Annotated in this window: 10 protein-coding genes; all 10 read left to right on the forward strand. The window is 68.2% G+C overall.

Going from position 1 to position 12,832, the window contains the following annotated elements; all coding sequences use genetic code 11:
* The 10 genes from PQS31_RS06240 (at position 1) to PQS31_RS06285 (ending at position 12,670) form a co-directional block, all read left to right on the forward strand.
* On the forward strand, positions 1-201 hold the full coding sequence (locus PQS31_RS06240; protein ID WP_272761804.1) for a hypothetical protein: 201 nt from the start codon (positions 1-3) through the stop codon (positions 199-201).
* A gap of 1 nt (position 202) precedes the next feature.
* Complete coding sequence (locus PQS31_RS06245; protein WP_272761805.1) at positions 203-862, forward strand: hypothetical protein; 660 nt, start codon at positions 203-205, stop codon at positions 860-862.
* Positions 863-865: 3 nt separating this feature from the next.
* Entirely contained in the window at positions 866-4,606 is a 3,741-nt protein-coding gene (locus tag PQS31_RS06250; protein WP_272761807.1) for a phage tail length tape measure family protein, read from the forward strand.
* Positions 4,606-5,007 (forward strand): hypothetical protein, encoded by a 402-nt coding sequence (locus PQS31_RS06255; RefSeq protein WP_272761808.1) that lies wholly within the window; start codon positions 4,606-4,608, stop codon positions 5,005-5,007. The genes PQS31_RS06250 and PQS31_RS06255 overlap by 1 nt, the downstream gene beginning before the upstream one ends.
* Before the next feature lie 3 nt (positions 5,008-5,010).
* Positions 5,011-8,592, forward strand: coding sequence for a hypothetical protein (locus PQS31_RS06260; RefSeq protein ID WP_272761809.1), 3,582 nt, complete (start codon positions 5,011-5,013; stop codon positions 8,590-8,592).
* 3 nt (positions 8,593-8,595) lie between these two features.
* Positions 8,596-9,159, forward strand: a complete 564-nt coding sequence (locus tag PQS31_RS06265; RefSeq protein ID WP_272761810.1) for a hypothetical protein — start codon at positions 8,596-8,598, stop codon at positions 9,157-9,159.
* Complete coding sequence (locus PQS31_RS06270; protein WP_272761811.1) at positions 9,159-9,791, forward strand: hypothetical protein; 633 nt, start codon at positions 9,159-9,161, stop codon at positions 9,789-9,791. The genes PQS31_RS06265 and PQS31_RS06270 overlap by 1 nt, the downstream gene beginning before the upstream one ends.
* A 611-nt stretch (positions 9,792-10,402) precedes the next feature.
* Entirely contained in the window at positions 10,403-11,512 is a 1,110-nt protein-coding gene (locus PQS31_RS06275) for a hypothetical protein (RefSeq protein ID WP_272761812.1), read from the forward strand.
* A complete protein-coding gene (locus tag PQS31_RS06280) occupies positions 11,509-11,730 on the forward strand; it encodes a hypothetical protein (RefSeq protein ID WP_272761813.1) in 222 nt (73 codons plus the stop codon). The genes PQS31_RS06275 and PQS31_RS06280 overlap by 4 nt, the downstream gene beginning before the upstream one ends.
* A gap of 148 nt (positions 11,731-11,878) precedes the next feature.
* Positions 11,879-12,670, forward strand: a complete 792-nt coding sequence (locus PQS31_RS06285; RefSeq protein WP_272761814.1) for a DNA adenine methylase — start codon at positions 11,879-11,881, stop codon at positions 12,668-12,670.
* Positions 12,671-12,832 lie beyond the last annotated feature (162 nt).

Here is a 12,832-nt window from a genome sequence, read left to right on the forward strand (position 1 = left end):
GTGGCCCGTCGCCCCCGCAACGGCGGCGACTCCGACCTGCCGGCTGCCGATGTGCAGCCGGCAGTTCCGGTGGTCGAGCTCGTGGTCATCCGCGGCGGTCATCGCCACAAGGGCGTGACCTACGCCGCCGACACCCCATACTCCGCCACGCCTGCCGAGGCCGAGCTGCTGCGCCGCTACGGCGCGCTGGTGACTGGCTGATATGGCACCCCGCATCCGCAACCGCAACAGCGCGCTGAAGTTCTTCGTGAACGGCCGGCGCGCGCGCGATCTGCACGGCCTCACCGATGTGGCAGGCGGCCTGCTGGATGCTTACGACGTCTCCGTGGTGCGCGCCACCACGGGCCTGGTGCGCCGCGCAGAGCCGGCCGCCAAGCGCAACATCCGCGCCGTCTACAACGTGCGCGCCGGCACCCTGGCCGGCAAGTTCCGCATCGACGAGGGCGCCAAGGGCCGCCGCGGCGATCGCGATGATCTGATCTCCATCTGGGCCAGCACGCGCGATCTGCCGCTGATGGAGTTCGGCGGCCGCTGGCGCGGGCCGGCGCGTCGCAAGAGCGGTGCGCTGGCGCCGGGCGCTTCGGCCGAGATCGTGCGCGGCCAGCGCAAGGTCTACGACTCCGCCTTCGTGGCCACCATCCAGGGGCGTCGCGCCATCCGCGTGCGCAGCTACGACAGCGGCCGCGGCAGGCGGCACGGTCGCGGGCCGGTGCGCATGCTGCGCGGCCCCAGCCCGTTCGGGATGCTCTCGGGCGTTGATTACGAGCCCGCGCGGCAGGTGCGCGACGCCACGCTGTCCGAACTCACCACCTTCTACTTCGCCGAGCTGAAGCGTCAGTTCCGCATGAACCGGAGTGCCTGATCCATGGCGACACGCGGCCGCCCGACGATGGAAGAAGCGATCCGGCTGGTGCTGGAGACCGAAGGGCGCGAGGGCATCGACGGGCTGCGCGATGCGCTGTCGCAGATGGGCGACGTCTCGGCGGAGACGCAGGCCGAAACCTCGGGCTTGATCGATAACCTGGTGCAGCTCAACGAGACCGCGGCCAAGGCCGCGCGCTACGGCGAGCTGACCAGGGAGCTGGAGCGCAGCCAGACGGCGCTGGACCAGGCCAGCCAGTCGGCCTACCAGCTGACGCTGGAGCTGGGCAACACCGAGAAGCCCAGCCGCGAGCTGGTGCGCGCGCAGAAGGCGGCGCGCGATGAAGTGGAGCGGCTCGAAGGGGCCGTGACCAAGCAGTGGCAGGCGCTCGAGCGCGCCGACGCCGAGCTTGGCAGCCTGGGTGTCAACACCGCGGACTACCAGCAGGCGCAGAGCGCGCTGCGCACCAGCATCGGCCGTACCACCACTGCCGTGGCCGAGCAGGTGGCTGTGGTGCAAAAGCAGGCCACCGCGCAGCGTCAGCTGCGGGAGCGCCTGGCGGAGGGCGACGACAAGTTCCGCCGATTCGCGCAATCGGGTACGGCCGCGGCCGAATCGCTGGAGGCGTACCGCGGCCGCGCCGCGGCGGCGCGCGACGAAACGGCTCGTGTCGCCAAGGAAGCCGAGGGCGCCGGCGGCGTATTCGGGCGCCTGCGCGGCGTGGTGGCCGGCGTGTTCGGGTTCTTCTCGGCGCGCTCGCTGATCGGTGGCCTGCGCAGCATCGTGACCGAGGGCAGCAACGCCGAGCAGGAGCTGGGACAGCTGAACTCCGTGCTGGCGTCCACGGGTCGCGAGTCGGAGTTCGCAGCGGGCGAACTGCAGAAGCTGGCAGACCGTCTGGCCAGCACCAGCAACTTCGCGTCGGGCGACATCATCAACGCCCAGACCCGGCTGCTCTCGTACACCAACATCCTGCGCAGCGAGTTCCCCGATGCGATGCAGATCGTCATCGACCAGTCCGCGCGCCTCGGCATCTCGCTCGAGCAGAGTGCCGAGATCGTGGGTCGCTCGCTGCAGGAGCCCACCAAGGCCATGCAGGCGCTGGGCCGGCAGGGCTTCGTCCTCGAGGAAAGCCAGAAGACGCTGCTGGCGCAGCTGGAAGCCACGGGCCGCACGGCCGAGGCCCAGCGCATCATCATGGACCTGCTGGTGGAGTCCTACGGCGGCGCCGCGACGGCGCAGAAGGTGGGCACCATCGCCGGCCTGTGGAAATCGGTGGCCGAGAGCTTCCGCGACTTCCAGCAGGACATCGCCAACCGCGGCGTGCTCGACTACTTCAAGGGGCAGCTGAGCGAACTGCTCAACACGACCGCGCGCCTGCAGCGCGACGGCACGCTGGGGCGCTGGGCGCAGCAGATTGCGGACGGCATCGTGCGCATGGCGGCGTCGGCACGAAACGCCGCGCTGCAGCTGGCGCCGCTGGTCAAGATCGTAGGGGATGCCGCAGCCGTCTTCGCGAGGAACGCCGAGGCGGTCTTCCTGCTGGGCAAGGCATACGTCGGCCTGAAGCTCGTCCAGCTGGCCACGCAGTACGCGGCCCTGACCAGCGCGAAGCTGGCGAATCTCGCTGCGACGCGGGCGCTGACGGGCGCCACGGTGGCGCAGGGCGCCGCAACCTTGACGCTCGGGGAGCGCCTGCGGGCACTGCCCACCCAGCTTCGCATCGGCGTGGCCGTATTGGGTGTGGATTGGGCCATCCGTCAGATGGGGGAGCTCAAGGCAACCATCGCGGACATGGATAACGCAGAGCGTCAGGTCGAAGCCTGGGGGCGCTCGCAACGATCGCTGCAGGCCGAGAATCTCAGGCTGGGCCGGCAGCTGCAGGAGCTCTACAAGGCCAATGCGGATATCGCGATACAGAGCGCGGAAGAGATCAACGCACTGGGTCGCGAAGATGCGGAGAACTACCGCTATCGGCTGAACGAAGCGGCCAAGTACTACGAAGGTGTGGTGCGTGAGGCGCGTGGCGCGGGTGACGCCATGCGTGCCGCCGCGGCACAGGACCAGTGGCGTCTCGTTCTGTCAACGCTCGATCAGGTCGAAACGAAGCTGCGGAACAACGGCATTTCCACCGGCGCGCGTGCGATCGCCACCGAGCTTCGAGGAATCGACAAGTCTGCTCGCACTGCCGGCACCGAACTGGGCAAGCTGTTCGACAATCTCGATTTCAACGACACGGTGGCCCTTCGTGACGTGGCAGTCGCTGTATCGGACATCGGGGGCCGTAGTGCCAGCGCGGCGAAGAACGTCACCGAGGGCCTCGAGGCCGCCCTTGCGCGCCTGAGTGGTGAAGAGCTGCTGAAACTGCAGACCAACGCGACAGCCGCCTTCGCGACGTTTGAGGAAGCGCCCCGCGGCGCGGCGGTGGTTCTGGATACCGTGCTCCTTACCGCAATGCGCCGTCTGGGCGTCGCGTCGTCGCAGTGGGGCGTTGAAGTGACGACGGCCGGCGCCGATGCGATCGCCAGCTTCACCACAGTTGCCGAGGCTGCCAACTCCAGCAGTGCGCAGATCGAAGCGGCCTTCAAGGCCGCATTGAACCTCGCGCAGACTGAGGCCGAGGCTAAAGCGCTGGGCGCGGCACTTCTGGCCGCAGGCGAGCAGGGCAAGATCGGATTTGACGCGAGCGAGCGTGCCGCAAGCGCCCTGCGCGCGCGCGTCGGTGAGATCCAGAACGCCGTCGACCCGCTCAACGACTCGTTCCGCCGCTTGGGCATCACCAGCAAGGCCGAGCTCGACCGCGCCGCCGCGGCCGCCAAGGACGCATTCCACGACATCCGCCAGGCCGCCGGTCGCGGCGAGGCCGCAATCGAGGACGTGCGTGCCGCCGCGCAGCGCTACGGCGAGGCCATGCGCGCCGCCGCGGCCAACAGCGATGCCTCATCTAGAGCGCGGGTAGAGGCCGAAATACGAGTGATGGAAGCGGTCTTTGGCGTCAAGGAAAGCCTGGACACCATGGGCGTCTCTGGCGCCGAAGCCGGTCGCAATACCGCCGATGGCGCCAATCTCGCAGCAGATGCATTGCGGCGGCTGCGCGAAGAGGCGGGTGGCGCTGGCGACAACGTAGAGCAGGTCGGAGGCGAGGCGGGTAAGGCTGGAGAACAGGTCAAGAATCTCGAGAAGTCCACCGACGCTGCAGCAATTGCATTTGGAAACATGTCCAAGGAAGCAATTAACGCCCTGTCCGCGGCCAACCGCCTCGTCGCGAGTCCGCGCCTGTGGATCATGGAGATGAATCGCACGCTCAGCCAGATCTCGGAGGAGCGAAAGGCAGTGGACAGCCTGACGCGCAGCTACGAGGCCCAGACCGAAGCGCTGACGCCGCAGATTGCCCAGCTTGCGGAGCTGCGGCAGAGCTACAAGTTCGCGACCGACGAGCAGCTGCGCGGCCTCGCCGCCGCGAAGGCCGCATTCCAGGAGCGGCGTGCCCAGATCCGGGCGGAGGCGGAGTCGCGACGTGAGGCGCGGAGGCAAGCCGCGATCGAAGCCGCTGGCGGTGAGGGCGCCGCAGGTCGATCGGGCGCCGCGGCCGGCACCCGATCGCTGGGCCGGCTGGAGATCGTCATGCCGGAGGGGGAAACCCGGGCCCTGCTCACCGACCAGGACGGCGCGGAGCTCGTCGCGGAGATGCTGCAGCAGCTGGCGCGCAGCCGGAGCACCTCGCAGCTGCGGAGGCGCAGCTGATGCCCTGCCGCCTGGGAACGATCGATCTGCCGGACGACGTCGAGTGGATCGACGAGTTCAAGTGGACGCCGGTGGCGCAGCAGGTCGAGGTGACCTGCGGCGGCGCGCTGATCGTCGAAGAGTCCGCGCAGCTGAAGGGCCGGCCGATCACGCTGCGCGGCGTGTTCGACGGACGTGCCGGGTACGCGCTGCCCACGCGCGCGGTCATCAAGCAACTGCATGCCCTCGCATCGCTGCCGCGCTCAGCGACTCTTCCGCTGCTGCTCGAGGACGGCCGCACCTTCAACGTGCGCTTCCGCCACGACGACGGCATGCCGCTCGACGCCGAACCCATCCGCCACATCGCGCCGCACATCGACAGCGATTGGTACGCCTTCACCCTACGACTCATGGAAGCCTGATCGATGTCCGACATCAAGCTGTTCCGCCCCGAGCGACTGACCGACAACCCGGACGGCGGCGGACTGGCCACGCACACCGAGATCGTCGACGGCGAGGTGAACAACCTCTTCGACGACATCAGCCGCATCGATCGCGTCAACGGCGACCTGTCGCTGCGTGCCGTCTTCGCTGTGGCCGACACGCTGGACACCGAGCTTTTCTCGGGCCTCCACATGATCATTGCCGCGCCACCGCTGGATCCGCGCGTGGACTCCGTGCTGTTCCGCACGCGTCGTGGGCAGCAGTACGCCTGGGGCGATGAGAGGGCCGACGCGCAGGCGGCGGTGGAGCGCTATCTGGACGAATCGGTGATCACGCGCATGGTGCCGTACGACCGCCAGCTCGAAGGTCAGCGCACCGTCCTGGTCTACCAGCGTCCGGAGCTCACGCTGCCGGAGATCGGCGAGGTCTACGTGCTCCGCAACGAGACCGCCAACATCACGGAGTTCATCCGCGTCGAGGACATCGAGCACCAGGTCGAAACCTTCACCGACATCAATGGCGACTACCGGGCCCGCGTGATCACGCTGACCATCTCTCAGCCGCTCTCGCAGGAGTTCACGGGCAGCCAGCCCAATCGCTTCTTCACCGTGGACGCCACGCGCACGGTATTGCGACGCACCGTGGCCAGCGACGCGGCGCGCTACAAGGGCACCGTGCGCTTGGCTCAGGACGCCAGCCCGGGAGACCTCACCATCAAGGTCGAAAGCATCTTCAGCCAGCTCGTGCCGGCGGCGACCAGCGAGGTCGGCGTGACGGATGCCGGCCCTGGGGGCACGGAAATCATCGTGGCCGCGGGCAACGCGACGGTCGCGACGCCGCCGGTGGTGATGGAGCCAGCTCCCACGCAGCTCGTTTTCGAGACGGCGGCGCAGATCGGCGTGAGAGTGCAGGAAAGTACCGGCACCGTGTGGGAAGAACAGCGCGACGGCAGCTTTCTCCGGGTCGCAGGCACCAACCCTGGCGTGCTTAACATGTCGCCAGATCGCACCCGGGTGTTGATGTCAGGCCTCAACAGCGGTATCCGCACGATCAGTGCGACGTATCGGCCGGCCGCTGTCCTCGGGCGCCCGGCGTTCTTCTGGCAGGCGCCGGTGGAGATCCAGAACCGCGGCTACGTCTACAGCGGTGTTCTGCGGCCCATCCCCGCGCCAGGCGCCACCAGCCTGTCCTTTCGGGCGCTGGGGCAGTGGTACACGCTGCAGGACGACGGCACCGGCGCGTTGCGCGGTGACGCTGGCGTCGGTACTGGCCTGGTCAACTTCCAGACCGGGTCGTTCACCGCGTCGCTCGGCGCACTTCCCGACATCGGCAGCAGTGTGATCGTCAGTTCCGCCGGCACGAGCGAGTACGAGATTCTCGTCGGGGACCTCGACATCGAGGTGCCCTCGGTCCGGCTCACGCTCGATGCCGCGAACGCCGAGCCCGGCACGCTCAGCCTGAGCTGGCTGGCGGGCGGCACTGTGCGCACGGCCACCGACAACGGCTCCGGGCAGCTGACAGGCGATGGAGCGGGACGCGTCCTGTACAGCACCGGCGAAGTCGAACTGGTGCCCGGCCTTCTGCCGGACGCGAACGCGACGCTGACCGCCACGTATCAGGCAGGCGCGACCAGCCAAGAGCTGTTCGCCCCCGTGAGGTCCGGCGCGAACATCATCCTGACTGTCGCGGTGCCACCGCGCCCGGGCTCCATCCGAATCGAATACATGGGGTATGCCAAGGACGAGCAGGACGCCTCGTACGAGGCTCGCCGCGTGCTGCGCGACAATGGCTCTGGCGCCTTGCTCGACGATCGCGGCGCGACGGTCGCCGGCAGCTCGGTCAACTACGGGACCGGTCAGATCGCGTTCCCGGCGGACTTCATGGCATCCGCCCGCCAGGCGGTGCGCTCGTCGTTCGATCAGATCATTCCCGCACAGCCGGCGACTCGGGCAACCACCCGCGCCAGCAGCTGGGTGACGGGCATGAAGAACAGCCAGATGCCCGCACAGTTCGAAGACGGCAGCGCGGTCAACGTCACCTACAAGTCCGCGGCTGCGAGCGATACGCCGCGCACCGAAGAGTACGATCTGCCCCCGCTGCGCGTGGACCTGACCCCTCGCGTCCGCAACGCCATCGTGCCGCGATCGCTCAAGTTCCGTTTGGGGGGACGCTCCTACTACGAGCGCGGCGGCTCCCTGTATTACGGCATGAGCCCGACCACCGGCGCGGGCACCCCCGCGGGCACACTCGACTTCCAGACGGGCATCGCCACCATTACCTCCTGGGCAGGCGGCATCGCGCCGCAGTTCGCGATCGACTCGCTGCTCAGCGAAGTGTCGCCCCTGCCGATTGCGGTCGTGCACGGCCGCACCCCCGGGAGCCCGCTCCGTCCGTCCACCTTCTACATCCAGGCCAACCTGTGGCGAGGCGGCGCGCTGGTCAGTGCCACCGCCGACAACAACGGCGTTCTGCAGGCGCCCGGCATTCGCGGGTGGGTCGACAGCACCAACGGGGTGTACAGCGTGGCGTTCGGCGAAGACGTACCCGATGCCTCCCTCAGTCCGGCGGACAAGGCGGAGGGCTGGTACAACCCGGCGAACGTCAGCCCCGAAGGCCTGATCTGGCGGCCGCAGGAAGTGATGCCGGGCACCATCAGCTTCAACTGCGTGATCCAGGTGGCGGCGACGCTCGATCCCGAGATCATCGGCGTCAATCCCGTCCGCCTGCCGATGGACGGTCGCGTCGCGGTGATCCGCCGCGGTGACACGCTGGTGGTGCACGATCCACTGCCGCACGTCCTGCCGGCGGGCCTGGTGGCAGGGCAGGTCACTGCGCTTCCGCGCGCCGCGGTTGACACCGTCGCGGTGTACGACCAGCGCGGCCTCGGCGTGCCGCCCACGCTCTACCAGCTCGACAAGGCGGCTGGCGAACTGACGTGGGCAACGCCGCTCGATCTCTCCCCATACCAGCAGCCGCTGGTGGCGATTCACAGCATCGACGAGATGGCCCTGTGCCTCGATGCGCAGATCACCGGGGAGGTGTCGCTCGGTCAACCGCTCACGCGCCACTACAGCGCGGGCAACTCGCTCTGCAGCAGCGCCCAGGTGATCGGCGACGTGCAGGCTCGCTACCAGGGCCTGTTCGCCCAGAACACGTGGACGGGCGTGTGGTCTGACACGCTGATCGGCAGCCCGCCCACCGGCGGCGCCCAGTACAACGACGCGGCGTTCCCCCTCGTCGTAGTGAATCGGCACACCATCACCCAGCGGTGGCGCCTGCAGTTCACCAGCGCGACGGCCTTCAATGTCATCGGCGAAGAGCTGGGTGTTATTGGCACCGGCACCACGTCCGCGGGCGCCAGCCCACTCAACCCCGCGACCGGGGAGCCGTATTTCCGGATCCTGCCCGGTGGCTTCGGCGCGGGCTGGGCCACGGGCAACAACATCCGGTTCAACACGGTGGCCGCGGGCGGAAAGATCTGGGTGGCGCGTACGACCCGCAGCGGACCGGCGACCAACACCGACGACCGCATTCGCCTGCAGGCGCGCTGGGACAAGGACTGAGCCATGGCTGACCCCGCAAGCGACACCACATATCCCGGGAGCGTCGATCTGCTCCCGACCATCGCCGCGAACGACCCGATGAACGCGTCCGGCCTCGAGCACGACGTCATGCACGAGCGCGCGCACGCCATTCTCAATATCCTGCAAGCCCTTGTCGGCACCACTGCCGACGTCGCGGGCGGAGATTCGCTGCTGGGCAGGATCCTCGCCCTTGAGGCGACGGCTGGCGGCAGCTCGGCGCGCAACGCGGTGACCAGCGTGTCGATCGCCGCTGGTGTGGCCACCGTCGATGTCAGCGCATCGGATTACTTCACCCTGGTCGGCAGCGCGAACGCAACGCTTGCGTTCTCCGGTCTTCCGGGAGCGGGCAGGGGCGCTTCGGTGCGCATCCGCTATACCCAGGACACGACGGGTGGTCGCACATTGACGTTGCCGGCGAGCTGTCGCCTGACGGAGGGCAGCGACTCCGCGGTGAAAGCGGGTGCGAATGCGGTGAGCCTGATTCATGCCACTACGGACAGCAACGGCAGCGTTTGGGACGTCACGATCAAAGGGCGGGGCGTCTAGTGCTAGCGGCGCACGCAGCACTGCTGGCCAGTAGCGGTCGGCAATACGCAACGCTCAACCCGCTCGACGCCGGCGCGCCAGCGGGTATCGCGCTGACAGAAGGGAATCGAAGGGCGGCGCCTGGGCCGAACCCCGTTGCGGGCCGCTACTACCTCGCGCGATCGACCGTCGGCGTCGCCGGCACGGCGCGCGTGTACTGGGAGGTGCAGTGCAACCGCGCCGGGCCTGGCTCGACTAACTACAGCTACGGCACGGCGGTGTTATGCCCAGCTTCGTATGAGATGGAGCAAACGGCGAGCTATCCCGGAGCATCCGGTCAAGTTGTCGGCGGTCCCTATTTTGGCTCAGGCACGTTTTTCCAAGGTGTCGAGCGCAAGACGTTGGGAACGGTGGTCGGTACCGTTGTGGTGCGCAATCTGCTCGACATGGCCGCTGGCACACTGTCGCAGGCGTTCGACGGAGGCGCCTTCTCCGTCGTGGCAGAAGGTCTCACGGGGACTCAATATCCGGCTGTCATGACTCGCCAAGGCGCGGACGCCACGATCCGCGGTTTCGCGCTGGTGAACTTCGGGAGCGTGCCCTTTCTGTACGCGGTCCCGACTGGCGCGAGCCCAGGAATCATCGTGCCGTGACCGCGTACAGGAACAGCCGACCTTGGCGAACTCAGCTGCGATACAGGGCTGGCTGGCGCCCCGCGGCGCCCTATCGACCAGGTATGCCCTACCAAAACCCCGCACTCTATGGCGGTGGAAACACGGTCACGGGCGCGCCGTCTCCGAGTGAAGGTGCAGGCGGCGGCCTCGCTTGGATAAAGCCATCCCCCAGCGCACGCGGCGTGGCCATGCAGTACCGAGACGCCGAAGGCCATGCCCACGCTTGCGAGGCGCGGTACGGCGATATCGACATTGCGCAGAGTACCGAAGCTACCCAGGCTTGGCGGCAGATGACGCCTTTAGACCAGAGTGGCGCATCGCGATGGGGCGACATCAACAATCACCTGGCCGCATGTGCTGCCCTGGCGTGGATGCACCCCGCACCCCGCACCGCAGCTACCGGGGCCGCATGGACAGAGATTGCCGGACGGCATGATCTGATTGCGGCTGCGCCCTGGTCGCAGGCCGCGGCCCGAGGGCGCGACCTGCTGGCTAGCTGGGGCGATCTCTCTGGGCACGCCTTGACTACCTCCTCGGTCTGGCGGGCGGTCGTCGCCCGCGGAGGGTTCATCTCCCTCCCGTGGAGCCCCATGCAGGCGCGCACGCGCGGCGTGGATATCGCGTGGCCCAACGAGCCCGGAGTGCCGGGCGACACCATCACTGTCCCCATCCTGCCGGTCTACGTCATGCTGCCGACCCTCGCCGCTGTTCGCCTGCCGGACCGCACCCCCCTTCCTCTTCTGAGCGCATCGATCACCGGCGAGCTGGGCAACTGGGCCTGGTCGTTCTCGGCGCCGATGTCACGCGAAGGGCTGAGCCTCATCGACGACGGCACCGGCGCGCCGACGGAAGTGGAGATCACCGTCAACGGCCATGTCTGGACGTTCCTGATCGACGGCTACGACGACATGCGCAAGTTCGGGAGCAACACGTGCCAGCTGCGCGGCCGATCGCGCAGCGCGGCGCTGGCCGAGCCCTATGCCGCCACGCGCACGTACACCGAGCCGGCCGCGCGCACGGCCGCACAGCTGGCCGCGGCCGAGGTCGACGGCAGCGGCTGGACGCTGGTGTGGGACGCGGTGGACTGGCTGGTGCCGGGGGAGGTCTTCAGTTACGCCGACCTCGCGCCGATCGACGCGATCGCGCAGCTGGCGAACAGCATCGGCGCCTCCGTGATCTCGGATCCTGCGGCGCGTGAAATCCGGGTGGCGCCCACGCACGCAGAGAGCCCATGGGCCTGGCCTGTCGCTGAGCCGTACGCGGTCATCCCTGCCGCCGTTCTCACGGAGGGCAGCAGCAGCTGGGTCGGCGGCGTCAACGCCAATGGGATCTACGTCTATGGCGAGACGAGCGGCAGTGGGGCCCTCGTGAAGATCGCCGGCACGGATGGCGCCGCACAGCTGCCGATGGTGGTGGACAAGCTCGCGGTGACCGCCGACGCGCAGCGGGAACGCGGGCGCGCCGCGCTGGCTGCCAACGGCATAAAGCGCACCATGCAGCGCACGTTGCCCCTGTTTCCGCCGCCGGCCGACAGTGACGACCCGGCACTGGGGGTCGTTCCTCTGGGCGCTCTGCTCGAAATCCAGGACACGGACGAAACCTGGCGCGGCCAGGCCATGGCCGTGCGCATTGACGCGCAGCGCGCCGGCCGTGCCATGACCGTGCGCCAGCACGTCACCATCGAGCGGCAGTACCGATGAGCTGGCGCGACTTCGACCAGCTGCTGCCTCACGATCCGCTGCTGGTGGCAGTGGTCGTCGAGCACAACGCCGACGGCACCAGCACGGTGCAGTTTCCCAACGGCAGCCTGTTGCGCGTGCGCGGGCAGGGCGTACCGATTGGCGGGCACGCCTTTCTTCGAGGGGGCGAGATCCGCGGGCCCGCACCGGCGGTGACGCCGGTGGTGCTGGAGGTGTAACGACAGAACAGGGCGTCGTGCCAGCGCTGCAACGCCGGCACGACACCGCAACACACGCGATCAGCCGCGTGCAATTGGCCGAGGCCCTGCCACCCCGCGCGGGAGTGGCGTGAGTCTCGGCGAACCACATCGCAAAGGCTGAGAAAACGTGTCCCAACCGATCATCCCCTGGCCCGGCGGCAAGCGCCGACTGCTGAAGCACCTGTATCCCCATTTCCCTGCGCACGAGACCTATGTCGAGGCGTTCGCCGGTGGGGCGGCCGCCCTGATGATGCGCCCGCACCCGGCGCCGCTCGAGGTGCTCAACGACATCGACGGCGACCTGGTGCGGCTGTATCGCTGCGTGCGGCATCACCTCGACGAGTTCGTGCGCAGCTTTCGTTGGTCGCTGGTCTCGCGACAGATGTTCGAGTGGGCCAAGCTGGAGAATCCCGAGACCCTGACCGACATCCAGCGCGCCGCGCGGTTCTACTACCTGCAGAAGCTGTCATTCGGCGGCAAGGTCGAGGGCCGGTCGTTCGGCGTGGTGACCTCGGGCACGCCGCGCCTCAACCTCCTGCGCATCGAGGAAGAACTGAGCGCCGCGCACCTGCGCCTAGCCAATGTCGTCATCGAGCACCTGCCGTGGCATGAGTGCTTTGCGCGGTACGACCGGCCGGGCACGCTGTTCTACCTCGACCCGCCGTACTGGCAGACCGAAGGCTACGGGGTCGAGTTCCCCTTCAGCGAGTACGAGCGCATGGCGCAGCTGCTGCGGGGCATGAAGGGGCGGGCCGTGGTGTCGATCAACGATCACCCGGCCATTCGTGAGGTGTTCGCGGGCTTCGAGATGATTCCGCTGCAGATCCGTTACACGATCGGCAGCGCCGAGAACCGCGGCGCCCCTGCAGGCGAGTTGATCATCAAGTCCTGGGACGACGAGCAGTGCAAGCTGCTGTAGGTGCGACCTGACAGGTGTCGCCGGCGATCACCGATAGCAGAGGCGCCATCGGGCGCCCATGCTCTGCCTACAGCACGTGCGCGCGTCCCTCGAGCCGGGTCCTTTCTTGGTGATGGGTGGCCGGATCGACGGTCGCAGGCTACGGCCAGCGCACGTGGCTGT

The organism is Luteimonas sp. BLCC-B24, from assembly GCF_028550595.1.
GTDB lineage: Bacteria > Pseudomonadota > Gammaproteobacteria > Xanthomonadales > Xanthomonadaceae > Luteimonas.